At 39.9% G+C, this 24469-nt stretch carries 26 protein-coding genes; 11 read left to right on the top strand and 15 right to left on the bottom strand.

All coding sequences use genetic code 11. The features are described 5' to 3' along the window. Position 1: 1 nt before the first annotated feature. The 3 genes from AA0Y26_RS21080 to AA0Y26_RS21090 form a co-directional block, all read right to left on the bottom strand. Positions 2-703, bottom strand: a complete 702-nt coding sequence (locus AA0Y26_RS21080; RefSeq protein WP_413363966.1) for a polyphosphate polymerase domain-containing protein — start codon at positions 701-703, stop codon at positions 2-4. A 409-nt stretch (positions 704-1112) separates the two neighbouring features. Then, on the bottom strand, positions 1113-2147 hold the full coding sequence (cobT, locus tag AA0Y26_RS21085) for a nicotinate-nucleotide--dimethylbenzimidazole phosphoribosyltransferase (RefSeq protein ID WP_413363967.1): 1035 nt from the start codon (positions 2145-2147) through the stop codon (positions 1113-1115). 285 nt (positions 2148-2432) lie between these two features. Next, the gene (locus AA0Y26_RS21090) at positions 2433-3116 is read right to left on the bottom strand and encodes a DedA family protein (protein ID WP_413363968.1); all 684 of its coding nucleotides are present in this window, start codon (positions 3114-3116) and stop codon (positions 2433-2435) included. A gap of 148 nt (positions 3117-3264) precedes the next feature. On the opposite strand from AA0Y26_RS21090, the gene AA0Y26_RS21095 reads away from it, so the two are divergent. From AA0Y26_RS21095 to AA0Y26_RS21110, 4 genes are all read left to right on the top strand, one after another. Further along, entirely contained in the window at positions 3265-3711 is a 447-nt protein-coding gene (locus AA0Y26_RS21095) for a general stress protein (RefSeq protein WP_413363969.1), read from the top strand. Positions 3712-3987: 276 nt separating this feature from the next. After that, positions 3988-4263, top strand: a complete 276-nt coding sequence (locus AA0Y26_RS21100) for a DUF1450 domain-containing protein (protein WP_413363970.1) — start codon at positions 3988-3990, stop codon at positions 4261-4263. 231 nt (positions 4264-4494) lie between these two features. Then, entirely contained in the window at positions 4495-5874 is a 1380-nt protein-coding gene (nhaC, locus tag AA0Y26_RS21105; RefSeq protein ID WP_413363971.1) for a Na+/H+ antiporter NhaC, read from the top strand. Positions 5875-6164: 290 nt separating this feature from the next. Continuing rightward, a complete protein-coding gene (locus AA0Y26_RS21110) occupies positions 6165-6545 on the top strand; it encodes a DUF378 domain-containing protein (protein WP_413363972.1) in 381 nt (126 codons plus the stop codon). A 67-nt stretch (positions 6546-6612) separates the two neighbouring features. Here the strand turns inward: AA0Y26_RS21110 and AA0Y26_RS21115 are convergent, their stop codons facing one another. From AA0Y26_RS21115 to AA0Y26_RS21130, 4 genes are all read right to left on the bottom strand, one after another. Beyond that, the gene (locus tag AA0Y26_RS21115; protein ID WP_413368340.1) at positions 6613-6924 is read right to left on the bottom strand and encodes a DUF5658 family protein; all 312 of its coding nucleotides are present in this window, start codon (positions 6922-6924) and stop codon (positions 6613-6615) included. Between the two features lie 584 nt (positions 6925-7508). Next, positions 7509-8243, bottom strand: coding sequence for an HAD-IIB family hydrolase (locus AA0Y26_RS21120; protein WP_413363973.1), 735 nt, complete (start codon positions 8241-8243; stop codon positions 7509-7511). Further along, a complete protein-coding gene (locus tag AA0Y26_RS21125; protein WP_413363974.1) occupies positions 8227-9438 on the bottom strand; it encodes a glycosyltransferase in 1212 nt (403 codons plus the stop codon). Before AA0Y26_RS21125 ends, AA0Y26_RS21120 begins: the two co-directional genes overlap by 17 nt. Positions 9439-9521: 83 nt before the next feature. Beyond that, the gene (locus AA0Y26_RS21130) at positions 9522-10349 is read right to left on the bottom strand and encodes a manganese catalase family protein (RefSeq protein ID WP_413363975.1); all 828 of its coding nucleotides are present in this window, start codon (positions 10347-10349) and stop codon (positions 9522-9524) included. Between the two features lie 507 nt (positions 10350-10856). Here AA0Y26_RS21130 and AA0Y26_RS21135 point away from each other — a divergent pair. Both AA0Y26_RS21135 and AA0Y26_RS21140 read left to right on the top strand, forming a co-directional pair. Continuing rightward, positions 10857-11294, top strand: coding sequence for a YiaA/YiaB family inner membrane protein (locus AA0Y26_RS21135; protein WP_413363976.1), 438 nt, complete (start codon positions 10857-10859; stop codon positions 11292-11294). A 137-nt stretch (positions 11295-11431) separates the two neighbouring features. Next, positions 11432-13333 carry an immunoglobulin-like domain-containing protein gene (locus tag AA0Y26_RS21140; RefSeq protein ID WP_413363977.1) on the top strand — a complete coding sequence of 634 codons (1902 nt, stop codon included), beginning with the start codon at positions 11432-11434 and terminating at the stop codon, positions 13331-13333. Between the two features lie 38 nt (positions 13334-13371). Here the strand turns inward: AA0Y26_RS21140 and AA0Y26_RS21145 are convergent, their stop codons facing one another. The 4 genes from AA0Y26_RS21145 to AA0Y26_RS21160 all read right to left on the bottom strand — a co-directional run bounded on the left by AA0Y26_RS21145 (position 13372) and on the right by AA0Y26_RS21160 (position 16558). Next, positions 13372-14130: a hypothetical protein gene (locus AA0Y26_RS21145; protein WP_413363978.1), complete on the bottom strand. Its 759-nt coding sequence runs from the start codon at positions 14128-14130 to the stop codon at positions 13372-13374. 169 nt (positions 14131-14299) lie between these two features. Next, positions 14300-14926, bottom strand: coding sequence for an HD domain-containing protein (locus AA0Y26_RS21150; RefSeq protein ID WP_413363979.1), 627 nt, complete (start codon positions 14924-14926; stop codon positions 14300-14302). Between the two features lie 284 nt (positions 14927-15210). After that, positions 15211-15933 (bottom strand): cytochrome c biogenesis CcdA family protein, encoded by a 723-nt coding sequence (locus AA0Y26_RS21155; protein ID WP_413363980.1) that lies wholly within the window; start codon positions 15931-15933, stop codon positions 15211-15213. 127 nt (positions 15934-16060) lie between these two features. After that, positions 16061-16558, bottom strand: a complete 498-nt coding sequence (locus tag AA0Y26_RS21160) for an N-acetyltransferase family protein (RefSeq protein ID WP_413363981.1) — start codon at positions 16556-16558, stop codon at positions 16061-16063. Between the two features lie 331 nt (positions 16559-16889). Here AA0Y26_RS21160 and AA0Y26_RS21165 point away from each other — a divergent pair, with 331 nt between their 5' ends. The 4 genes from AA0Y26_RS21165 to AA0Y26_RS21180 all read left to right on the top strand — a co-directional run bounded on the left by AA0Y26_RS21165 (position 16890) and on the right by AA0Y26_RS21180 (position 20508). Beyond that, positions 16890-18254 carry a sensor histidine kinase gene (locus tag AA0Y26_RS21165; RefSeq protein ID WP_413363982.1) on the top strand — a complete coding sequence of 455 codons (1365 nt, stop codon included), beginning with the start codon at positions 16890-16892 and terminating at the stop codon, positions 18252-18254. Between the two features lie 17 nt (positions 18255-18271). After that, positions 18272-18949, top strand: a complete 678-nt coding sequence (locus AA0Y26_RS21170) for a response regulator transcription factor (RefSeq protein WP_413363983.1) — start codon at positions 18272-18274, stop codon at positions 18947-18949. A gap of 124 nt (positions 18950-19073) precedes the next feature. Beyond that, complete coding sequence (locus AA0Y26_RS21175; protein ID WP_413363984.1) at positions 19074-19808, top strand: sulfite exporter TauE/SafE family protein; 735 nt, start codon at positions 19074-19076, stop codon at positions 19806-19808. A 118-nt stretch (positions 19809-19926) separates the two neighbouring features. Next, positions 19927-20508 carry a YdhK family protein gene (locus AA0Y26_RS21180; protein WP_413363985.1) on the top strand — a complete coding sequence of 194 codons (582 nt, stop codon included), beginning with the start codon at positions 19927-19929 and terminating at the stop codon, positions 20506-20508. Positions 20509-20618: 110 nt separating this feature from the next. On the opposite strand, the gene AA0Y26_RS21185 is transcribed toward AA0Y26_RS21180, so the two are convergent. The 4 genes from AA0Y26_RS21185 to AA0Y26_RS21200 form a co-directional block, all read right to left on the bottom strand. Then, positions 20619-20933, bottom strand: coding sequence for a DMT family transporter (locus AA0Y26_RS21185; RefSeq protein ID WP_413363986.1), 315 nt, complete (start codon positions 20931-20933; stop codon positions 20619-20621). A 12-nt stretch (positions 20934-20945) separates the two neighbouring features. After that, positions 20946-21287: a DMT family transporter gene (locus AA0Y26_RS21190; protein ID WP_413363987.1), complete on the bottom strand. Its 342-nt coding sequence runs from the start codon at positions 21285-21287 to the stop codon at positions 20946-20948. 75 nt (positions 21288-21362) lie between these two features. Continuing rightward, positions 21363-21947, bottom strand: coding sequence for a TetR family transcriptional regulator (locus AA0Y26_RS21195; protein WP_413363988.1), 585 nt, complete (start codon positions 21945-21947; stop codon positions 21363-21365). Between the two features lie 166 nt (positions 21948-22113). Beyond that, complete coding sequence (locus AA0Y26_RS21200; protein ID WP_413363989.1) at positions 22114-23406, bottom strand: M48 family metallopeptidase; 1293 nt, start codon at positions 23404-23406, stop codon at positions 22114-22116. A 354-nt stretch (positions 23407-23760) separates the two neighbouring features. On the opposite strand from AA0Y26_RS21200, the gene AA0Y26_RS21205 reads away from it, so the two are divergent. Beyond that, entirely contained in the window at positions 23761-24201 is a 441-nt protein-coding gene (locus AA0Y26_RS21205; RefSeq protein WP_413363990.1) for an Hsp20/alpha crystallin family protein, read from the top strand. Positions 24202-24469 lie beyond the last annotated feature (268 nt).

A 24469-nucleotide genomic window follows, 5' to 3' on the forward strand; every position in this document is an offset into this window, starting at 1 on the left:
TTTATCCGTACATACGGCTTAATTGATATTTCGAATATGCTTCTTGCTTTACATTAAGTCCCTGCAGCATCATTTTTATAATGTCCGGCAGGTATTCATCATATTTCACTTCCAAAATGACTTCGCTCGGCTCTAATACATCGACCATTGGCAAGGCTGCATTGAACATATCTGTATTCCTTAGGCTTGATTTCACCCTACTGTCGAACGTAATCCTCACATTACCGTAAAGATAGATATAAGCTTCACGCTCGTAGTCGACAACCGTCATCGGCTTTAATCCCTTATATTTCATTTCACGGAATAAATCCTGCAGCAATGTCCTTTCGTCATTTTCCATCCAGTCGATCTCTCCAGTTCGCATGCTTTTAAATTCCTGCTCCGTCAACCTGCATTTCGTTTTAAAGGTCAAATTGTTGCGTTTTGACTTTCTCTCCAAATTAATGGTTGCGAAGCTTTTTCCATAACTGCGGACACGGTATTTATCGCGATTTAAAAAACCTTCCTTCTTCTCGTTCATCACCTTGTTATCGAAATTGTCAAAGTAACATGAACGGATTAAATAATGTCCAGTTGGCCCTGTATGTGGATCAGATCTCATCACATAACGTAATTTATTACGCAGCATTATATAATCCATATGCGTAATGCCAAATTTCATTTCCTTTCTACCTTTCGGATTAAATGATGTATGAATCGGCATTTCCCTTCCTCCTTCATCCTTCTTTTCACTAGTCATACACCAATGGATATCTCACTGATAATCGGTACTTTACGCCCCGAATGTGTCAAACATAAGTTCAAGTAATTTTTATGTGAAATTTTTTTAATGTCAGAGTAAAGGTGTAAAGTGTCCCTTTTACCTCGATTATGACGATATCGTGATAAAACAGCGTGGAAGGCAAAAGTTATTTAACAAATAATGTGAAAGGTTTTTTCGTGTTGAAGAATTCGGAAACATTGTTGCAGAAGAATACAGATCGCAAAAGCAGGGTAACTTCCTTATCTCGAAATTTATTTACAAAAAATAAAAAGCACGTAGCAGTCACCTTTTCAGGTGCCTATACGCGCTTTTGAAACTCATTATTTACATCTTGTTCTATAGCTGCTATTTATTTTTGTGAAACTTTCGCCCCGCTAAATGTTGCCATTTCCTTTACCATCACATTCGCTGCCTTGATAATTGGGTAAGAAACAGCAGCGCCTGTCCCTTCCCCAAGCCGTAGATCCAGCTGTACAAGCGGCTGCTTATGCAGATAGTCAGCGATAATTTTATGTCCAGGCTCTACAGAGCTATGAGATAAAATCATATAATCTACACTTCCTGGGGCAAGTAAATCCGCCATACAGGCTGAGACTGTACAAATGAATCCATCCAATAAAATAGGAGTTCGCATTTCTGCTGCTCCAACCATTGCGCCAGCCATCCCCGCAATATCAAGGCCACCGACTTTTGATAATAAATCGATTGCATCATTTTTTTGAGGTTTATGAAAAGCCAGTGCCTCACGGCAAACTTCAATTTTTCTGATTAATTGCTGATCATCAATGCCCGATCCACGTCCGACAACCGCTTCTGGATCGATGTCAAGGATAGCTGCTGAAATAGCACTACTCGCAGTCGTATTTCCAATCCCCAGTTCTCCGAGAATTAGACAGCCTGCTCCTTCTTTGATTGCCTGCTTGGCCGCGTCGTAGCCAACTTTAATTGCCTGCCATGCCTCTTCTTCTGTCATTGCACGCTCTTTCAAAAAGTTAGCCGTTCCTTTTTCACGGATTTTCTTATTGATTACTTTGTTATGCGGCACAGGACGCATGATGCCTAAATCATAGACGCTCAATGGAGCACCAATCATTTTACTAAATATACTGATTCCGGCTCCCCCCTCTGCCATATTTATAGCCATTTCATAAGTTACTTCCTGGGGCGAAGCAGAGACATTTTCCTCTACAATTCCATGGTCAGCACAAAAAACGAGTGAAGCTGGCTGAATATCAGGCTGAACGTTTCCTGTCATGCCAGCAAGATGAATCGCCAGTTCCTCCAGCCTGCCTAAGCTCCCTGGCGGTTTTGTTAAAGAATCAATATACTCCCTTGCTTCAGCCATTTTTTCATGATGAAGCGGTGGAACAGAGAAAGTTAACATCTTGTGTAAGCTCCTTTTAAAGACAAAATTTTCAATAAATATAACACAAAAATGGCTAATTATTTATTACCTGCAGCGAATTATTTAAATTTTGCCCACAGACTAGTAAATATTTGCGTGATTTTTGAACAAAGTGTGATTTTTTTCACATCCAAAATTCCCCTGTGCTTTTATAATGTTGGTAATATGAAAGGAGCGATTTTATGTTAAAACCAACTTACGTTATTGTCTCTTGCTTAGGGATTTTAATTGCTGTGGGAATTGGTGTACTAATTAATCAGTCTCTTATTCAAGTATAACTGTTACATACTCAACAGGGTTGGCGGCGCTACAGTCTGCCAGCCCTTTTTTCTTCCGGCCAGATTTTATGATATACCAAATAATTGGTGGAATAAATGGAATGCATGAAATAATAGGAATTGAAATAGCCATGTTCTGTTCAATGATAGGGATTTGTCCTAAAAGCAGCCCTGCACCGAGCCATAAAGTTACCCACACAATCCCGCCAAGGCCATTAAACGTTAAAAATGCACGAAAGGAGTATCGGGTATACCCCGTCACACAAGGAATCATTGTCCTCATCAGCGGAATGAAGCGAGAAAATAAAATCGCCTTTTCTCCATATTGCTTTAAAAAATCATTTGCCGATTGCATCGTGTTTTTTGAAAGGATCCACCATCTACCCGTCATTTTACGACCAATACGGCCGATACAATAGTTTTGTACATCCCCCAAAACTGTTGCTGTAAACAGAAGCACCAGCAAAAACCAGCCATTCAATTCCCCTATCGCCACGAGTGCTCCACTAACAAAGACGGTAGCATCTCCTGGCAGGAATGTCAGAACGATAAACGCAGTCTTGCAATAAATTAACAGGAATAAAAGTATATAAACCAGATAACCGTAATCTGATAAAAAATGATGAATGGCTACGTCTATCTGCTTCATCTCAAGTAAAAATGCGTGCATTCTCTCACCTCATTTCTGCTATTGTTGCATTTTTTGTCCTTATTCCTCTGCAATTTCTTTACAGTTGCATTACATCTCCTTAACCGTGTTTCTAAAGAAAGAAGAGCGGGAAAGAAAGTACTAATACAAGTTAGAAGGAGTGAAAAAGATGGACAAACATTACCGAATTGAAGTAACGAATGGCCACGAAGATTTCTTCTATAAATTAGAAACACTTAAATCAGAAGGTTTTTCTGAACATGAGATTCACATTTTTTCTAAAGATATAGATAACTACGAAAACATTAAATTGGATTCTGATATTCACACCCATGAAGCGGGAAACTGGATGGATAAGTTTAAAGCATTCTTTACGGGCGAAGACGCTGAATCAGAAACATTGCGTCAGATTGATTTAACAGAAGCAGAAATTTCCTACTTGAGCAATGAGCTCTCACAAGGTGCCACTGTTATTTATGCCCGAAAAGAAACACCCGAAGGTTTAATCTTAGATACTCCAACAGAGCAGCAATCAGTATATGAATTAAAACAGCAGGCAGATCAAGAGGCCCGTAGTCATCTGGATGATTTAGATGTGATGCGACGCCGCATGTAGAAACAGGGCGCGGTATCCCCTTACATAAGGGAACCGCGTCCTTTCTCTTTATATAAACTGCAATCAATATATAATTCTTGCCGGTCGACTTACTTCTTCTATCTTCTAATACCCTTACTATTACCTTATGCGGCTGATTCCGACTAATCACTGACTCTTCCCTATCATTTCAGTATTCCGTTCTTTTTCTTTGCAATTTGTCAATCAGCCAAATGGGCAATTGCACCAGCTCTTGAAAAATGAGTACAATAAAAGAAAAATCGAGGAGTCTATGCAATGTTCAAATCCTTATTTAAACGCAAAGATAAACCCCTTAAACACCATGTTGAGTTTTGTATTTCAAACCTTTCATTTGGCAGTGCCGATGCTTATGACGAATTGACCGGTAGAGAAGATGTCATTATTGAGGAAGCAGGCTGTACATCTCACTGTGAAACTTGTGATTCTTGTCTTTTTGCCATTGTAAATAGCGAGATCGTAAAAGCTGACACTTCAGAAGAATTACTACAAATGATTGAGGAGAAAATGGAGGAAAATATATTAGTCGGATAAAATAACGCGATATTTATTTGAAATAGGATTTTCATAAAAACTTAAGAGAGATAGAACGTCTGAACATATACTACTGATCGTCCATTCCTGTTGAAAAATAGTCTTTTCTCTACTCTGTTTTCCCTTCAATTTTCACACTATTGACTTATGCTCTAAGAGTGTTACAATAGCTATATACTTTCGCGAGTTGAAGCGATGAAGTAAATTTATTTTTCATCTAGGAGCCGTCATATGTTTTCTATTGAAGCAAAAATACGTCCCTCTTTTTTAGAGGCGTTTTTTATTGTAGCATTCGTTATACTTTCAATCTCAATTTCTATCGGTAAGTTTGGAGCTACCCCGCATATTCCTATTCTGTGCTCCATCTTCTTTTTACTTTTTTATGGGTTACTAAAACGAGTACCCTTTAAAAAGCTAGAAGAGAGCATGCTTTCCGGCGCCCAGGCAGGAATCGGAGCTATCTATATCTTCCTGCTGATCGGTATATTGATTAGCAGCTGGATTGTAGGCGGTACGATTCCAACTCTGTTATATATAGGCCTTTCGATTGTTAGTGCAAGCTTTTTTTACACGATCGTATTTGTCACTACGGCAATTATTGGTACGGCCATTGGCAGCTCACTAACCACTGTCGCTACGCTCGGTCTAGCATTTATCAGCATTGCCGGAGCAATTGATGCTTCTCTTGCCCTGACAGCAGGGGCCATTGTTTCAGGTGCCTTTTTCGGTGATAAAATGTCGCCTCTTTCAGATACGACAAATTTGGCTGCGAGCATTGTAGGCATCGATTTGTTTGAGCATATAAAAAATATGAGCTGGACGACGATTCCTGCCTTTTTAATTAGTGCTATTCTATACACCGTACTGTCTCCATCTATCCAGACTATGAAGACAGACGTCATCAGCTCTTATAAGGAAATTTTGGTAGAGTTAAATTTCGTCCATTGGTATGCTATCATCCCGCTTATTGTTTTGATTGTATGTACATTGTTTAAAATCCCTGCTTTTCTCACGCTCGCGATTAGTTCGGTTGCAGCTCTTGCTCTCTCGACGCTGCATATATCGCTAACGCTCCCGGACTACTTCTCCATTTTGTATGATGGCTATGTAGCAAAAACGGGTGTAGAAGTGATCGATTCCTTATTAACACGCGGCGGTATTAGCAGTATGTTCTTTACCATCATGCTTGTCTTATTGAGCCTGAGTATGGGTGGTCTGTTATTTGCCCTCGGCATCATCCAGACGCTTTTAGCAAAAGTAGAAGAATTGCTGGCATCGATTGGTGCATTAATTACTGGAACTGCTTTTACAGCAATCGGTATCAATATCCTTGTTGGTGAGCAATATTTATCAATTTTGTTGACAGGCGAAGCCTTCAAATCCAAATACGATGAAATGGGACTACAGCCAAAAAGCCTGAGCCGCGTTATGGAAGATGCCGGAACTGTTATTAATCCACTTGTTCCATGGAGTGTCTGCGGTCTATTTATCGCTTCGATGCTTGAAGTGCCCGTTATGGACTACTTACCATTTGCCTTCTTCTGTCTCTTGAGTCCAATCCTAACCATCCTATTCGGCTGGTTAAACCTGACCATCGCTAAAAAAATATAATGAATAGAGAAACCTAAAACAGGTTTCTCTTTTTATTTTTTCAAAAATAACCATTTATCTTATATTAAGCAGCAGCACATGCTGAGAAACTCCTTTTACTAGTGATTGCTGCATTTTATAACCTCATGTAATGGAACCTTGAATTTTAAAATAGCCTTTGAAAAGATAAGGTGCATCAGAGTCGTTCATTTTATGTACAAAAAATAATCTTTGTTCATCCATGATTTTCGGAAAAATGGGCAATTTAAAAGGAAGGCTTATTTGCCTGAAAAATAAAGGAGGTGTGAACAATGGGATCACTTTATAGAACGGCTTTAGTCATTGCGATTATTGGTGCAATCAACTGGGGACTTATCGGTTTTTTCCAATTTGATTTAGTTGCCACATTATTTGGAGGAACAGACTCTGTTCTTTCCCGTATTATCTATGCAATCGTAGGGATTGCCGGGCTCGTCTGTATTCCTCTGCTAACGAAACCTTTAGCGGAAGCCGAAGCTTCTAGTGCCGCTACGAATTCTAATGCCACATACAGAAATCCTAGCTATCAGACAGAGGTTGCTGAGGAGGAAGACTTTTCGAACGCAGATACGTTCAACTCAGATCCAAATTACAGTAGTACTAACAACTCAGCATACAAACAAACAGATAACTCAAAGAAGTCTGAGCGTTAGTAAACAGAAATTGGCGGTCTGTAAAGGCCGCCAATTTTCATTTCATATAAAGCTCCCAGCCAGACCTTTACAATGAAAATATCCATACGATGTGAAGACACAATATCCCGGCATAGAGACCAGATACACCGGCTAATAAAAACGTATATAATTTCCTGAAAGCTGCTCCGCTCTTTTTCAAAATATGGAGGGAAACATAGAGAATAAGTGCTGACAACCCTATTTTCGCTAATAAAAATAGCGATGGACTATTCTTCCATAAAAAATCCATTATCGGGTTCGCTTCTATAATCAGCGCATTCTTCAAACCATAGTGGGTAGCCAAACCATCAAAGACATTTAATACTGCAATTATACAACTTAAGCCAATCAGTTTGATATCTCATCACCCTGCTATCGAAATATTGCTTAACTTTCGTTAAGCTGGCATTCTCCACCATGAAAAGTCCTCTTCCTGCTAATAAAAAACAACCGGTCATGTAAAAAGAAGCACAAGAACATAATAACTATTATGATTTATCTTTCTTCATTATATAAAGTCCCTTCATTTATTATTCTTGCCTTCATTTCCCATGAACATTCCTGAAAATAGTTTGTAAATAAAACTTCTTTTTCGTATACGACACAGTATATTTTTCTGGCGTTTTAGCTATCTAGGTAAAAGATATTCGAGCATGAGTGTCTCTGCGAAAGATGCTGCCTTTTCTTTCATGTTCCCCGGCTGCGATTTATTAGTTTTTTATATACAATACAAAAACCGATACTAAACAAATTTTAGCATCGGCTTGGATGGAAACTATTTATTATTCAATGATATAAAATGCTATGGTTTGCTCTTCCATTAAGGGCTGTCCCTTATGGAATTCTTCACAAACAGGCATTGGCTTATAGACAATGACCGTTGATCATATAAATAAAAAACAAGGATAAAAATTTCCCTCCAGCCAATTCTCAAATTGCTTGTCAGAGGGAAGCGTGCGATTCCTTTTTCTTTTCATTCATGATTTGTTCCCACATTTCTTTAACACCATGGGCAGCATGCTTCTCTGCAAGATATACATGTGGAAGATGCTGCATAGCACGAATGCTTTCACATGCATTCCCTACACCAATCGCCGGATAACCTAAATTGAATAAACTCAAATCATTCTCTGAATCACCTGACACAATAACAGTAGAGGTGTGCTTACACGTATCTAGTATATATTGCAAAGCTCTTCCCTTATCTACTTCTGCTGGGAGAATATCTAAATCCCGGCCGCCGCTGTAGATCATGTTTATACTCAGCTTGTTTGCTTCAATAGCATTCTTTAGCTTTTCCGCCTGCTCAGCCGTTGCAAAATAAGCAAGGCGCCATTTTGTCGGCAAATCCTGAGATGCCAAGCCCAGTTCTGCTGCCATCTTCTGAACCTTATCAAAATCAGCCAATTGAAGCTGGCCGGCCCAATCTTGATCCAGTTCTAGTTCAGCTCCAACATAGATAGAGGCGCCAACATCACAAACGAGCACATCCGGCATTGGTAGACCTTCTTCCACAATCAGCTGTTTAGCAGAATGATAGTGGCGGCCTGTGATATAGATTAATGAAGGTGTATTATCTTGGAAATACTCCCATAAATCCTGATGCGGCACATCTGGACTGACGATCGTATTATCCAGATCAGTCGCCAAGACATATGGTTTAAGGGGTTGATACATAAGAGCCTGCTCCTTTATATAGCTTATTCACTTTAGAGGCAATCTTCGCCCAGTTGAATTCATTTTTAGCATGTTCTTTTGCCTGTCTTCTCATATTGGCAAGCTGGCTGCGTTTTGTCAGGAAGTATGCCATTCCTTCACTCAGTTTTTTCGCATGTGATTTTGGAATGTGTAACCCTGTCACACCAGGTTTCACGACGTCTTTCAAACCGCCGACCTCACTGGCAATGACCGGACAGCCACAAGCTTGTGCCTCTGCTGCCACCATCCCAAATGATTCATAATGGGAAGGCATAATTGTCGCGATCGCATTGGCATACAATACTTTTAATTCCTTTTCCTTTTTTGGTCCTAGGAAATAAACCCGGTCTTCTATGCCTTCTAATGCTGCTAGCAGTTTTGGATCTTTTGGTCGAAGATTCTGCAGATCAACAGTTTCTGAACAGCCGCCTGCAATAAGAAGCTTTACATTTTCTTGAACGTCGTGTGTTGTGAGAAGCTGACGGAAGGCTGCTAATAAGTCAAAGATTCCTTTTGAAGCTTCAAGACGTCCAGCATAGAAATAATAAGGGAATTTAATAGTACTAGTTGTAAGCGGAGGGGTCAGATAAGTTGGTGAAACCCCAATTGGTACAACAGATATATCGCTCACATTTTTTGTGAATTTAGCAATCAGCGCCTTCTCTGTTGGAGTAGTAGCTAATATAACATCTGCATCTTGCATAATGCGCTCTTCATAATGCTTACGTTTTGGATCAATTTTTCCTGTACCCTGCTCCTTGGCGATTGCCAATGAGTGGTTTGTATGAACCCAGTAGATACCATGATCTTTCTGAATCATTAAACCGAGTACACCAGATAACCAATAATGAGTGTGGATGACGTCATAAGATTCAAGGTCCATCTTCTCTTTTATTTCTGCATAGAAGGCTGGTAGTATGCTAAACATCTCATCCTTCTCTACAAAACCTGGTCTTCCTGCATTGAAGCGGTACACTTTGCCGTGTTCGCCTAGTGGTTCGGTTGCTGGCGCCTCTTGATTACACCAGTGGGTAATAACATCGACTGTATAACCAAGTTTATCTAAAGATAGGGCTAAATGTTTTACATAATTATTTTGACCGCCTGCCTGCTTGCTTCCGAGCGGCATAAGGGGATCGCCATGGTCTGAAATGAATAGTATTCTTTGTTTCATTATGTCCGCATCCTTTCTCATCCTTTTTGGAGTGGAAGACCTATAAGCATCAATTACTTATAGGCCTCATACAGTCACTTGGCTTATGGCATATCAAGGTCGTGGTGAAGGGAAGTTGGAGGAACAGCCGGCTTTGGTACTTGTCCCATTGGTTCCGGATTATCTAGGAATACAAATTCCCCTGTTCCATCCGGTGCCATTCCTTCTGCCCAAAGACCGTTTTTCGCTCCCGTTCCTTCTTCTAAATTGTAAAATTCATATGCATGCGGCTGTGCTTCCAGTTCATCTTCAGGCTTGAAGCTTGCTGGTACCACAACGCCGTTTTTCTCTTCCAGCTCTTTTATTGCCGCCATCCATTGATATTGGTGATAACGGTCACGAGCTAACATTTTTCGGAATACTTTTCGTACTCCTTCATCTGATGTCATATGATAAAGTCTCGCCACTTGTAATCGGCCTTGAGACTCTGCGTTTAAGTTTGCACGGAAGTCGGCAAGCAAGTTCCCGCTCGCAATAATATAGCCGGCATTCCACGGTACCCCGTTAGAGTCTTTTGGTGTGGCGCCCAAACCACTTACGATTAAGTGTTGTGGATTGACTCCTCCCATGATTGCTGCCATTGTTGGATTTTTCGCCGCTTCTTCTTGAGCACTTGGCGTTGCCCCATCTAATAATTGAGAAATTAAGGAACAAAGCATTTCCACGTGCCCGATTTCTTCTGTGCCGATTGCCATCAGCATATCTTTGTATTTTTCTTCTCCGCGGCAATTCCATCCTTGAAACAGGTACTGCATCATTACACTCATTTCGCCGAATTGTCCGCCTAGTACTTCTTGAATTTGTCTAGCCAGCATTGGGTCTGGTCGTTCTACTTTTACTTCAAACTGTAATCCTTTACGGTGCTCAAACATGCATTCATTCCTCCTCAAGGTTTTATTGAATCAATACTTCTGTTCCCTAGCGATTTTCAAAATAAACGGAAATCTTCTAAAAAAGGACTAAACAACTAGGAAAAAAGAATGTGAATTCCTCGTAGAGTTTATGAATTACAAATTGATTTTGATTTATCTTGAATAATTGAAAGGACTTTTATCCCATCCTCAATTACCGTCTCTTCTTTTCATAAAATAATCGCAAAATAAATATCTTTGAGGGGTAAATACCTTGTGATATGATATGTGTAATTTAATGGCATGTTTTGAATATGTAGGTTTTTTGATGTTTAACTTCTAATTGGTAAATAAGCGAAGGTTGTTGTCCACGTTAGAAGCAAAAGGCTTTCCGCTTCTACAAAAGAAATGTAGGATTTTACTAATTTAACGTCTAGATGCTGCATAAAGTCTAGGTTCATCTTAAAACTTGGGATATTATGTATATTAATTAACAATAGAAGAATTTTATAAAATGGAGGAATTTACATGCAAAACCGCTTATATCTTATCTCTTGGTTTGCCCTCATTGTATCGGTAAGCTTTTTCGTAGTGGGCGTACTCAACTCTGACTGGGTACGTATGGAGAAAGGGTATTATATAATGGTTATTCTATGGGCTGGGTTTTCTATCTTTTTTGCGATTAAATTTTCTTTTGACCGCGAAGATGGTAAACAGACTGGCTCAGCTTATATAATCGGGGGATGGACTTCTTCCTTGCTGGCAATCGGCTGGGGGATGGTATCCGTCTACAATACAACGTGGGAGCTGTATTTAAAAGGCTACTTCTGGGGCATGACATTGTTTATTTGCTTCGTAATTTATGTATTATCTATTGAATATCGGAAACGTGAAGGCGATCAAATGGAACGTACCTCTACTGAATCTGTTTCATCAGACTCGCTTATTCATAAACCAGAGGAGTAAAATGGGTTAATAACACTTTATATCCATATTTGCCATTACAATTATCAAAAAAACAATTCTTTTATACTACCAATTCCTTTCTTCCTATTATTTTTATGATTTAATAAAGATAATAGTATATGAAGGGAATTTTTTTTATGCAACGTCTACTCATTATTTTTGTTCTATCATGTTTATCTATCTTTGCCTTAGGTACAGCCGATACAATGGCAAATACGGCTGACAGTACACCTCCTGAGATCCTCTCTATTCAAATTGATAAAGCGGTCATAGCTCCTGGCGGGAAAGTGACCGTCTCTGTAAAAGTAAAGGACGATTCCATGCTGGAATGGGTGTATGTAAAAATAAAGCCAAAATACCGTTCAATTTCCAGCACAAGCATTCAGTTGAAATACGATGCTGCATCGGAAACATATATCGGAACCTATACCATTCCAGCAGCAGCTTTCAATGAGCAGTGGTACGTCTCCTATATCAATGCTCGTGACATACATGGCAATGTCAGTTATTTAGCAGATAACGAACTATCGCTAAACAACTGGTCTTCAACTGTTTCTTTCACTATTTTCGATGGAAACGATATTGTTCCCCCTACTTTTCAAAAGAAGGGCACGCTGAAATTAAATGTAACCGGTCCATTTAACTTAACCCAAAATTTGGTAATATACGACGATGTAGATTCGAACGTGTCTACATCAGTAAAGGTGAAACATGATATCCCATCAAATATACCTGGCACTTATACGGTCCACTATGAGGCCTCCGATACAGCTGGCAATATAGCTCGCTTCAGTCAGGAAGTAATACTTACCGATTTAGAAGTTCCAAAATTCCAGAATATCCGGAACAGAACTATCTATGCCGGCGATAAAGTAAATCTCCTCGAGGGAATAAAGGCAATTGATAATGTAGATGGCGATATTACTTCTTCTATTCGTATCCTCTCTTTTGTTGACACTTCGAAGCCGGGGGAGTACCCAATTACATACCGGGTATCGGATAAAGCCGGAAATACGATTTCAAGCTTCGTCGTCATTACAGTCGCTGCGAAGAGCAAAGTCACAATTGAAGGTGCTGATGATAAGCTTGTATTAATCGGCAGTTCATTTGATCCTTTAGAAGGTATTAAAGCAACGGACGAATTGAATAATGACTTGACAGGAGAATTAAACGTAACAAGCACAGTTAATTTAACCCAAGCAGGTCTATATTCCGTTTCTTATTCTTACGAGAAGGAAGGATATGAAACAAAAACAGTCTCTCGGCAAGTTACGGTTGCTCCATACAGTGCCCCCCGCATTACAGGACTAAAGGATATGTACCTATTTGAGGGGGAGACTATCAAACTCCCTAGAACAGCCAAAGCCTACAATATCATGGGAATGGAGATAGACGAAATCAGCACTTCTATCGACCGGGAAATTACTTCGCCAGGTAACTATTGGGTGGCTTATTCTGTGGTGGACCATTTCGGATTCAGTTATGCAGAAACAAGGAATCTAAAGATACTTGCTAAAATGAACTCGTTTATCGATGTACCAGTTGCCCATCCATACTTCAAGGAAATTCAGATTATGAAGGAAATGGGAATTATTAATGGATATCCCGACCAAACATTTAAGCCGGGTGCCTCTATTTCACGAAAACATGTTGCATCTCTGATTTACCGCAGTGGTATTTCTCTGGAGCCGATTCGTGAAAAAACAGTCTTTACAGATGTACCAGAATCACACACCTATTACACGGAAATTATGGCTTTGTATCAGGCAGGCATTGTTGACGGTACTAATGGCAAATTCAACCCTGAAAATCCGTTAACACGTGCCCAATTGGCAAAGATTCTTGTCAATGCCTTCCATCTCGAACGAGATCCATCTCATTTGTTAAGCTTCACAGATACAAATCACCACTGGGCAACCGATTATATCAATATTTTATCATCAAACCAAATTACCACTGGTTCAATGGGTAAATTTAATCCAAATCAACAAGTATCTCGTATGCACTATGCTACATTCATGTACCGGATCGTTCAATAAATAAATAGGATAGATGAAACACGAATTAAATCGGTGTTTCATCTATCCTTTTTGTTTTCTGGAGAGCTGAAAAATTCCTCAATCTCCTTCATCATCTGTTCCTTGTGCTCTGCAAACTGCCGAAAGCGGTGTCCATTTCCTCCTGAAGGATGAGGGAACCCCCGTAGTAATCGATGACCAGGTATCAGCCCTTCTAGCAGCAAATCCTCGATTACTGCTTGTACATTTACACCTAGAGGGACAATGAGCGTTTCCTTAATCCCTTCAATGTTCCCTGGGAAATATTCCTCCGCATATTTCTTAAGCAGCGGTGTTTTCAGGATTTTCGGTGTGCTTCCGTTGTAATTTCGTCCTTTATAAAATACAGCATGAGGCAGAATAGAGGTACTGTGTAATAAATGATGGCATGTCCCAAAAAGCTGACCGCATGTCTCAATACCAAGTTGTTCAGCCAATTTCAGTTCATCCAGCATAGCTACCAGATTTTTTCTCATTGTACCGTGGAAGCTTGATTCTCTTTTTACCGTTCTTAAAATTTCCTCATCTGTTCCTGCAGTCGTTATGGCTGTAGAATACGCCCTTTTCATTTGATGAAGTCCCGGCGTAATACCAGCAATAATAATTTTTGCCTGCGGATTTACATATTCAAACGGTGTATAGTAAACTTGCAGCCCCTTTTCCGTATCCTCTTCCAATAAAAAAAGATCAGTAAGTAGTATCTCATCCGTATAGGTAATTGGCAGCGCCTTGATATATTTTTTAAAATATGGAAACATTGCTTGGCGGACCATGGCCATAATATCACCTCTTCAAATAATTTTTCCCGTCTCACACCTTCTTCAACCTTTCGGCTAATTATCCCTGAATTACTTTCCTTTGATTCAGATCAGCTGAAGGCAGAAAGACAGCTATAATTTATTTGCATGAAAGATAAAATAACAGCTAAAAGACAGTAACTGCTTGCTATTAATCTTCAAAATCTCTCTGCATTTGAGGATTTTTAAGCACTTCCGTATCAATATTGGCTGCTATAAGTTTCTTTTCCCCTTCCCCCTCAACCTGCTTTCGAAGCTCATCTAACGCCGGATCGAAGTCTGTATACTGTCCCAGCATAAATACCATCTGATGTTCAATTGGCAGCCATGTCCGGATATCTGATTCATTTTGTTGAATCTGCGCTTCCAGCTTATCGAGTGCAGTTGCTACCTTTGCTTCATATGTTTCCTTGCGCTCAAATTCCAGCCATATATTATATAACGCCTTGCCGCTCTCGTCTCCAATCAAATCACGAATTTGTTCAATTGCCTTCATTTCATTTTGAAGCTTCAGCGCTCTTGCCTCTTCATTATCCATCGTATAGAAAAGTGGAATATCCTTGGCATGTGCCTCTACTAAATCATGGATGATGATCATTTTCAACAAATGTTCCATATTAACTTCAGTTGAAAGATGAGGCTCGATTGCCATTGCCATCAATGCAACGCTCCATGTATGCTCTGCGACGCTTTCCCGGCGTCCTGCAGGAAGCCAGCTATGGCGTAGTTCCTCCTTCAGCCGCTGTCCCAGTCTCATTAATTCTAATACCTTTTCCATCTAATCCGCTCCCTTAGTCTCCGATTTTATTTCTTCAAAGTATGGGTTAAACTTCGGGATTCTAAAATTTAGTTAACTCAGCAAATGGCGACAAAAAAGAATTGCCCTCAAGTTGCTGAAAACCCCTGTTTCTCAGAAGCTTTTTGATAAACAGGGGTGATTTTATTTCTTAATTGCATTTTCGGTATGAGCAAGATGATGATGACCATGCCAAGCCTATTTTGCTGTTTTTGCTACAATAGAGAGCAGTCAGTTTCCCACCGTACAAGAAGAGGACCAATTACTTAAAACCCTTGAAAATCCCCGAAAAATGGCTGAATCAATGAATTGAGGACCGTAAATTTATCGAAGAACAAAACAATGCCCATTACTACCATAATTCCTCCACCTATTTTCATCACTGTACCACTGTACTTTTTTAACCATGTAAATCTCGCCGTAAAAAAAGCCATAAGTAAAAATGGAATACTGAAGCCTAATATATATGCCGCCATGTACCATAAGCCTTGTGACGGGTTACTGCCAACAAGGGCTAGTGTGCCTGCCAAAATAGGACCTGTACAAGGAGTCCACCCTACGGCAAATGCTAACCCAATTAAGATCGAACCAATATAGCCTGCCGGTTTGTTTTTGATGTGAAGCTTGTGCTCTTTCATCATAAATTTCGGCTGCAGCAGCCCTAACGCTACCAGACCAAATACAATCATCAGCAATGCACCCATCTGACGGACCAGGTCACCATATTGGAAAAACCATGTATTAAGAAGTGAAGCTCCCTCTCTAGTACTAAAGCCAAGTACTAAGTAAATAATGGAGAACCCTATTAAAAAGCTGAATGTATGAAAGATTGCCTGCCATTTTCCCCGCAGTTTACCAGCTTGTATTTCATTGATACTTAAGCCTGTTATGTATGATAAAAACGCAGGATATAACGGAAATACACATGGTGAGAGAAATGTTAGCGCACCCGCACCAAAAGAAAGAAAAATAGAAATGTCTGTCTGCATGATACCCTCCTGCAACTACTTACTATAGAGAACTGCCTCTCCCTATAATAGGTTGTATGGTTTATTTTTTTATAACCTGCCGCCGCCATATTCATTAATCCTTTAGAGTGACTGCCCGCCTACTATTCTATAAGAAGTACACCATCCATTCCTCATCGTAATATACCTCGTTTACTTTTAGAGCATTCTTTTCTATACCAAATACCGTAAAGCCCATATTTGCATATAATGCTTTCGCTTTTTCATTGCCCTGAACAACTGTAAGCGTGATTTGTTCGACACCATCAAGCTGCTGTGCCTTCTTTATAAGTTCTTCAAGAAGCTTTCTTCCGATCCCCAGGCCTCTGTTTTCTGTAGAAACATACATACCGTACACATTGCCCTTATGCATCGTCTTTGGACCATCCTCCCGGACAAATGTCGCAATCCCTGCCAGCCTTTCTTCTATAAATGCTCCCAACGTAAATTTCCCCGGCTGAGGAGCTATCCGGTGGCATACCTCCTCAAGTGTAAAACCTTTCTCCCTCTCATACGTTGATCCAAAAGCCTCCGGGTTTGCGCGCAGTGCTTCAAGCCTTATCTTCTGATATGCTTCAACATCCTGCGTATTTAGTACACGAATCATTCAGAAACCCCCTTCTTTTTCATAACACCACTATTTTACATTTATTATACATTACAAAATCTCAGCAGACCGAAACCGCTGTGAATAATTAACCCACACAATATATGTAGTATGATAGATTTGCTACTCAACTCTTTTCATCTGAAAACCATCTATTTGCAAACTAAACATACTTTTGATTTTTATTATTTTTAAGCAGCAGGTACAAGGTAAGCTAAGCTGAAAATGATTATCTTGCTTAAACTTTCTTCTTTTGCTTCCGGCCGTCCTCTGCATATTTTTTTCATAATTTATTCTTATAATTAGCTTTTGAAAGAGGTGTCATTTTCCAATGAAGCGGATGTCAACAAAATTAGCCGTCTACTTTTTCCTTACGGTATTTGTTATGGAAGCATTTTTAATGCTCTATCTGCACCAAAGTATCCTTACTACTAAAATCAATGAAGAATTCGAAAGATTGTTGGCAAACGGTTCCAATCATAGGGATGTTCTAGTTGAACACTATTCGGATGCAACAATGGACCATATCGTTTTGATGGAGGTGGATATGGACCGGGAAGTCATAATTACGGATGACCGAGGAAATGTAATGAAAAGCTCACAAAGAGATCCATCGATCCTGCACGATCTTACGCCTGTATGGCCGGAAGATTTTTTAGAGCGCGATAAGATATTGAACGGCGATTGGAAGGGCTCACCTTATCTTATTAGCGCCCACCCTTTCACTATACAGTCTACGGGACAAGAGGGCTATGTCGTCATGTTTCAAAGCACGTATCCAATTGAACGGCTAGTGGATCAGCTGAACTTCCATTTTGGTATTGCCGGTATTACCAGTATATTAGTGCTGTTCATTGCCTACCTTGCATTATCGAAAATTTTAACAAGACCGCTCATTCGAATGAAAGAAGCAACAGAGAAAATTAATAAAGGCGACTTCAAGGTGGAGCTGCCAAAGCTCAAGCAGGATGAATTGGGGGAGCTTTCCTCCGCCATCCAAACGTTAGCGAATGATTTAGCTCGTCTGAAAAAAGAGCGAAATGAATTTCTTGCTTCCGTAGCACATGAATTGAGTACACCTTTGACTTATTTAATCGGCTATACAAAAGTAGCTTCCCGAAGTGATATCGGCGAAGAGGAAAGAAGGTATTACCTAAGCATTTTGACAGAAGAGTCAGAACGATTGAAGGAACTGGTAAAAAATTTACTTGATTTAGCTAAGATGGATGAAAACTCGTTTACAATTACGAAGAGCTTCTTTTGGGCCGATGCATACTTCCAAAACATCTTAAACCTCGTGCTTCCCGCCTTCCAAATGAAGGGCTTAACGATTACATTAAACTGCCCAAACGACTTTCAAATCTATGCCGACCCTTTACGACTCGAACAAATTGTATTGAACCTATTGGATAATGCGAAAAAATATTCCTCTGCTCATACCGAGGTAACTGTAACCGTTTTACAAAAAAGCGACCATACCATCATCTCTATTGCAGACAGAGGAACAGGCATCCCTCCAAACGAGATTCCTTTTATCTTTGATAAGCTGTACCGGGTCGAGAAATCGAGGGCCCGTTCACTTGGTGGTTCAGGGATTGGTTTAGCTGTCGTGAAGGAATTGGTGGAAGCACATGGAGGACACATACAAGTAAGCAGTATATTGGGGCAGGGCAGTACCTTCACTATTACGATATAAGGAGGGTGATATGAAAGATGAAAACCATTCTATTAGTAGACGATGAACAACGGATGCTGGATTTAATTGAACTGTTTTTAGCACCTGCAGGATTCAGATGCCTAAAAAAGACAAACGGACAGGATGCGATTAGTATCATGCAAAAGGAAGGCATCCACCTCATTATTTTGGATGTAATGATGCCGGACATGGATGGATGGGAAACATGCAGGAAAATACGTGAATTTTCAAATGTCCCCATTATCATGCTTACAGCAAGAGCTGAAAAGTCGGATTTAGTGAAGGGGCTCAACACTGGAGCAGATGATTACATCACGAAGCCTTTTGATGAAGGAGAGCTGATAGCGAGGGTTAATGCTCTTCTACGACGCAGCGGAGACGAACAAATTCAAAGCAATAAGCTTGTATATGAAGACTTTGAATTAAACAAAGAAACATTTTCCCTACACTATCATCATTACGCCGTTCAGTTGACATTGAAGGAATTTTTAATAATTGAAGCCTTGCTATCGCGGCCTCAGAAGACATTTACAAGAGAAGAGCTTCTGAATATTGCTTGGGAATTTGATGCATTTATTGATATGCGTACAGTGGATTCCCACATACGGAATTTACGAGAAAAATTAAGAAAAGCGGGCTTTCCAATGAACAAACTCATTAAAACGGTCTGGGGAATCGGCTATAAATGGACATAATTCCTTCTGCTGCCTAATGATATTACCGTTCATTCGGCTATAACACGGCAGGATGGAATCTCTGCTTGCAATATCCCTTATAGGAAATATAGCCACCTCTTAGCCTATACGAAAGGAATAGCCTATGTATAGTTTACTATCAGAATTCAGTCAAACGGTGAGCACGCCTTTATCCATGTATTTAAACTCTTTCAGCCATTCCCCGATTATATCTGCCTTTCTTCTAGGATTGATTGGCTCTATGGCGCCCTGCCAATTGACAGGGAATATAAGCACTATCACGCTTTACGGCAGTCGAACGATTCGGCTAAAGGAAACTAACGGAGAAGTGCTCGCATTTATGCTGGGAAAAATAGTTACTTACAGCATGATTGGTTTTTTTGTATGGATATTCGGGCAAGCATTTGAAGCGAAAATCACTGAATATTTTCCGCTTTTTCGTAAAGTAATTGGTCCGCTTCTTATCATAACTGGTCTTGTCATGCTTGGAATTATAAAACTTCCATTTTTAAGCGGCCTTTCATTTTTTGAAACACGAATAAGCAATAAAGGTAAAGTCCATTCATTTTTACTTGGGATCTGCTTTGCTATCGCCTTTTGCCCGACAATGTTTGTTCTTTATTTTGTCTGGCTTATGCCTCTGGTCATTTCCTCACCCTACGGTCTGGTCCTGCCGGGTATTTTTGCCATTGCTACCTCTCTCCCGCTTCTCTTGCTATTATGGCTGCTAGTGCAAGTCAAGAAAAGAAGTGGAATTATGAAAAAGAGCATGGCCATCGGAAAAGCCATCCAAAAAGGGGCCGGTATATTTATCATTTTGTTCGGCATGCTAGATACTATCACATATTGGGAAATGTAGCTGAAGAGCTGGAGGTTGAATATAAAAAACTTGTTCAACTAAAAGTATTTTCTGCACAGTATTTGCAAACATAATGGCTAATATAAGTGGTATAACGCGTAAACAAGGAGGAGAAACGATGAAGAAAAAAGCAACAGGATTCTTAACAATGGCCTTAGCTTTTACACTTGCGGCATGCGGCGGAGAAGAAGAGCCAACGACAGTGAATGACCAAGATGAATCGGCTGAACAGCAGCAGACAGATCATTCTAATATGGACCATTCAAGCATGAATCATTCGAGCACAGGGGAAGTGCCGGAAGGGTTGGCAGAAGCAAGCAACCCTACTTACCCGGTAGGCAGTACAGCTACTATGCATGCAGACCATATGGAAGGTATGGACGATGTAAAAGCGACAATCGTCGGCGCCTATGATACGACTGTATACGCTGTATCATATACTTCTACAACTTCTGGAGAAAAAGTAGAAAATCACAAATGGGTTATTCATGAAGAACTTGAAAACCCGGGGGATGCTCCTCTTAAGCCGGGTACTGAAGTGACGCTGCAGGCGGATCATATGGAAGGTATGGACGATGCAACGGCTGTGATAGAATCCGCCGAAGAAACAACGGTCTATATGGTTGACTATACTTCAGCAAACGGTGAAAAAGTAACAAACCATAAATGGGTAACAGAGAGTGAGCTTGCTGTGGAATAGCAACTGCTGTTAGAAGCCCGGCTACATGCAAAATGCCGCTCTTTTAGAAGGGCGGCATTTTGCAGATCACAATATAATAGTATTCACAATGAATCTTGTTCATCTCTCCATCAACTCATTGCCTTTAAGCCGAGGAGACCAATAATCACTGCAGCCATGCTAGCTATACGTAGGGGGCTCTTCTTCTCTCCAAAGAATAAAATGTTTACTGCTACGGCACCTACCGTCCCTATACCGACCCATACAACATAGGCAATACTTAACTGCAGATAGTCCAATGATAAGTATAAGAAAGCGAACGAAGCAGCAAACCCCGCTATATATCCTATTAAATTGCGAATCGTTTTTTGTTGGCTGTAGAGGCGCAAAAAGATTACGCCGATTATTTCAAAAGCAGCAGCTAAAAATATAAATATCCAACCCATCTTCATTACCTCCTAGACTTTTTCTGTTTTTTCTGTTGGCAGGGAGTCACTGATTTTCAATCCAATAATTCCTGTTAGCAAAATCAGCATGAAGCCAATAGTAGCGAAATCCAATGGTCGTTCAAACCAAAATGTATCCAACAAAACAGTCCCTAACGTTCCTGCCCCTGCAAACACGGCATATACTGTCCCTGTCGGTAAGTTTTCACAGGCTTTTGATAAGAAATGAAAGTCTAGTCCAATCAATCCTATAATCAGAACCCAATGCCACCATGCTGTAGCAAACTGGAATCCAAGCAGCCATACTATTTCAATAAGGCTTGTGAGTAAAACAAATATCCAATCTTTTCTCATAGCGTATATCTCCAGTCTTTTATTTTTATGACTGACTATCAGTCATTTTTAGAATGAAACAAAAGGTATTCAATTCTACTGAATACCTAGTGCCCGCTTTACAAACCCGAGTAAAGCACCAATATGCGCTTGGTGAGCCATTTCATCTTCATTCCGTTGATACAAATAAAGTTGTTCTGCTGCGGATTCAATCGTACCTACTAAAAACTTGGCTGTGAATAGCGTCGGGACTGTCCCGTCTAATTCTCTCTTCTTTTTCGCTTCTTCCAGAAGCTGCCCTACCCAGTCATATAAAGGATTATAAATTTCCTCCCATTGCGAAAAATGCTCACTTTGTGCCAAGCCTGCATATAACAGCTGCAATGTATCACGATGATCCTTTGTAAAGGCCATATATGCATCTACTACTTCATCTATTTGCTGTTCGAAAGAGGCATTCTCCGTCACTTGTCTCTGGATTGCTGTCAGCATATCTTCAACGATTTCTTTAGCAATTTCCGGAATGACAGAAAGCTTGCTCGGAAAATATAAATAAAAAGTTCCTTGGGCTATGCTCGCCTGCTTGACGATATCAGAAACCTTTGTTTTTTCTATTCCCTTTTCTAACAACACCTTTGCAGCAGCTTCAATAATCAGCTTTTTTTTATCTTGTGCGGCCAAGAATATCACTCCCTGTCTTTCATTCTATGTATCTAATGACTGACTGTCAATCATTTATTGAAACTTCTCTATAATCCAACCGCTATAATTCCTGTCATCATTTTATTTAACAAACTCACTCTTTTTAGCAAAACAGCAGGCGAAGCAAAAGCTTCGCCTGCTGTTTTTAAAAGTTTTGAATGTATTGTGCAATATCAGTATACCCGTAATCGAGTGCATACCCATAAGCGTCATACCCTTGGGAATTAGTGATTGTCTTGTCTGCGCCGTAAGTCAAAAGAAGCTCGGTCATTAACAAGTCATCATAGGTAACAGCTTCCATAAGTGGAGTAAATTCATAAATATCCATCGTATTCGGGTCTGCCCCTTGCGTCAACAGATATTCTGCAGCTTCATGATTACTTTCCATGACTGCCAGATGGAGAGCTGTATAGCCTTCATCATTCACTTCATTCAGCATAGCCGTATCGGCCGCATACTCTTTAAGAGCCTCCATATCCCCTTCTACAACTGCCAGCATTAGTTCAGTCATGCCACTAGTATCATAAGTATAAGTGAGTTCCTCATCTGAAAAGATACCGTTAAGAAGGAAACTTTCTTCAAACTGCTTAAACCCCCACCATACTCCCGCAAATAGAAGTACTGATGCCAAAACTAGGCCTGCAATTCCTAGTACAATACCACGCTTAGAAGTCTGGATTTCTGGTGTATCTTCGTTGTTGAAAAAAGCACTTACAGAATGGATACGCCTTGGCAGGTTGGGATGGGTAGACATTAATTCATCCATCCAGCTGAACATCCCGCCCTCCGCTGAAATTTGCTGCATAAACACAGTTTGGTCGACTTTTCTATATAGCTGAGGCCCAATTGCCAATATGACTAAGGCATTTTTCGCCCCTTCAAATGATTGGCTGTAATATGCTCCATACCGATCACAAGTAAATTCACATGCGCGGGAATAAGCATTACCTAGGAATGGAAGGATAAGACCAGGCATCAATAGCCATCCATAGCCTACATGCTTGCGTTTAATATGGGCAAACTCATGGGCAAGAATATACAGCACTTCTTCTTCCCCTTGCTCCTCCAGTAATGCAAAAACATCTGAATAAAGGACTACCATATTTTTCAATCCGAACCTTGCCGCAAAAGCATTCAAAACTCCACCAGATTGCATGACATAAATATCTGGTACTTCCTTCAGCTTCATACGTTCTGCCACTTCTCTTGCTTGAGCATAAAAAGCTGAGAACTGCTGCTCACTTACCTTTACACCATTTTTGCGAATGTTGACCATTGATAAATTGTGTATAAACCAATAGAACAGAAAAATCCCTGCTAAAATCGCAATACCCACAATGGATATAAGCATTGCAATATACACCATTATGCTGACGATCAATAGCAGCGCAAAATAAAGATTTTCTCTGCGATAAACTAAATCATTCTCTGAGTACAAAATTCCAGTACCTCTGCTTCCATTAAATTTTCTGTAACCCTTCCCTTCAAGCTCTTTTATCATCAAAAAAACGAGGGACCCCTTATTCAAATAACCTTTAGTAACAGGTGTATTTTATCTTCTCTCAGGGAAAATAGTCACAAAACATATAATATATGCGAAAGGCTTAAAAGAGAATAAGGATTTGGACCTTTTCTATCTCTAAAGAAGTCAAGAGTCTGAATGTGTTTAGTAAAAAGCATATAAACAAGGGCATATCTGCCGAGGAACTAAAAACTGGTGATATTCATCCAGATAGCGGACAAGGAACAAGGCATACGATAGGTGTATAGAAAAGAATAGGAGGCTTACAATATGTCTTTAGTTCCAGATGATCCGTTTAAACAATTAGCTAATATAAGAAAAGAAGTCGAACGTCTCTTTTCTGAATTTCCGTCAGCTTTCAATTGGGAGAATAACATGTTTGGCAATCTTAAAATTGATATACACGAAACGGCTAAGGAAGTCATCGTGATCTGTGATATTCCTGGAATAGAAAACGAGGAAGATTTGCATATTCATGTAGAGCATGAATACCTGAGCATTAGGGGCACGATTGCCCTCATTCGTGAAGTGAAGAAGGAAAATATGTATCGCCAAGAACGTTCTTCAAGTACTTTTCAACGGACAGTTGCATTACCAAGCCCTGTTTCAAGTGAGGGTATAAAAGCGACGTATAAAAATGGCATACTAGAGGTAAGAATGATAAAGACAAATAAAAAGAAGCCACGCAGTGTTGATATAGACTTTAGCTAGCTAATAATTAGCTATTCTTTGTCTGAACAATTGCAGCGGCTTTCTTACTCAATTCCTTTTTCTATCTGCACAGGGCATGCTCTCTTTTGGTGCCCTGTGTTGGACAAAAGGCATGGTTTCTTCTTTAACTTTTTATAAGCATATAGTTGACAGCTTCCGTTGAGCATGTTATTATTATCTCGAATTCAAGATATATTTTTTCGAGATAACATTTCGCTTGGAGAATACGTTTTATACACTTTCTTTGTGGACTAAAAAATTTTACACA

Origin of the sequence: Lysinibacillus canaveralius (assembly GCF_047301505.1) — a bacterium.
Taxonomy (GTDB): domain Bacteria; phylum Bacillota; class Bacilli; order Bacillales_A; family Planococcaceae; genus Lysinibacillus_B.

Bases quoted from the DNA above. Each gene is read 5' to 3' on its own strand.
- AA0Y26_RS21080 (WP_413363966.1), bottom strand. From the start codon at position 703: ATGCCGATTCATACATCATTTAATCCGAAAGGTAGAAAGGAAATGAAA.
- cobT (WP_413363967.1), bottom strand. From the start codon at position 2,147: ATGTTAACTTTCTCTGTTCCACCGCTTCATCATGAAAAAATGGCTGAA.
- AA0Y26_RS21090 (WP_413363968.1), bottom strand. From the start codon at position 3,116: ATGCACGCATTTTTACTTGAGATGAAGCAGATAGACGTAGCCATTCAT.
- AA0Y26_RS21095 (WP_413363969.1), top strand. From the start codon at position 3,265: ATGGACAAACATTACCGAATTGAAGTAACGAATGGCCACGAAGATTTC.
- AA0Y26_RS21100 (WP_413363970.1), top strand. From the start codon at position 3,988: ATGTTCAAATCCTTATTTAAACGCAAAGATAAACCCCTTAAACACCAT.
- nhaC (WP_413363971.1), top strand. From the start codon at position 4,495: ATGTTTTCTATTGAAGCAAAAATACGTCCCTCTTTTTTAGAGGCGTTT.
- AA0Y26_RS21110 (WP_413363972.1), top strand. From the start codon at position 6,165: ATGGGATCACTTTATAGAACGGCTTTAGTCATTGCGATTATTGGTGCA.
- AA0Y26_RS21120 (WP_413363973.1), bottom strand. From the start codon at position 8,243: ATGTATCAACCCCTTAAACCATATGTCTTGGCGACTGATCTGGATAAT.
- AA0Y26_RS21125 (WP_413363974.1), bottom strand. From the start codon at position 9,438: ATGAAACAAAGAATACTATTCATTTCAGACCATGGCGATCCCCTTATG.
- AA0Y26_RS21130 (WP_413363975.1), bottom strand. From the start codon at position 10,349: ATGTTTGAGCACCGTAAAGGATTACAGTTTGAAGTAAAAGTAGAACGA.
- AA0Y26_RS21135 (WP_413363976.1), top strand. From the start codon at position 10,857: ATGCAAAACCGCTTATATCTTATCTCTTGGTTTGCCCTCATTGTATCG.
- AA0Y26_RS21140 (WP_413363977.1), top strand. From the start codon at position 11,432: ATGCAACGTCTACTCATTATTTTTGTTCTATCATGTTTATCTATCTTT.
- AA0Y26_RS21145 (WP_413363978.1), bottom strand. From the start codon at position 14,130: ATGGCCATGGTCCGCCAAGCAATGTTTCCATATTTTAAAAAATATATC.
- AA0Y26_RS21150 (WP_413363979.1), bottom strand. From the start codon at position 14,926: ATGGAAAAGGTATTAGAATTAATGAGACTGGGACAGCGGCTGAAGGAG.
- AA0Y26_RS21155 (WP_413363980.1), bottom strand. From the start codon at position 15,933: ATGCAGACAGACATTTCTATTTTTCTTTCTTTTGGTGCGGGTGCGCTA.
- AA0Y26_RS21160 (WP_413363981.1), bottom strand. From the start codon at position 16,558: ATGATTCGTGTACTAAATACGCAGGATGTTGAAGCATATCAGAAGATA.
- AA0Y26_RS21165 (WP_413363982.1), top strand. From the start codon at position 16,890: ATGAAGCGGATGTCAACAAAATTAGCCGTCTACTTTTTCCTTACGGTA.
- AA0Y26_RS21170 (WP_413363983.1), top strand. From the start codon at position 18,272: ATGAAAACCATTCTATTAGTAGACGATGAACAACGGATGCTGGATTTA.
- AA0Y26_RS21175 (WP_413363984.1), top strand. From the start codon at position 19,074: ATGTATAGTTTACTATCAGAATTCAGTCAAACGGTGAGCACGCCTTTA.
- AA0Y26_RS21180 (WP_413363985.1), top strand. From the start codon at position 19,927: ATGAAGAAAAAAGCAACAGGATTCTTAACAATGGCCTTAGCTTTTACA.
- AA0Y26_RS21185 (WP_413363986.1), bottom strand. From the start codon at position 20,933: ATGGGTTGGATATTTATATTTTTAGCTGCTGCTTTTGAAATAATCGGC.
- AA0Y26_RS21190 (WP_413363987.1), bottom strand. From the start codon at position 21,287: ATGAGAAAAGATTGGATATTTGTTTTACTCACAAGCCTTATTGAAATA.
- AA0Y26_RS21205 (WP_413363990.1), top strand. From the start codon at position 23,761: ATGTCTTTAGTTCCAGATGATCCGTTTAAACAATTAGCTAATATAAGA.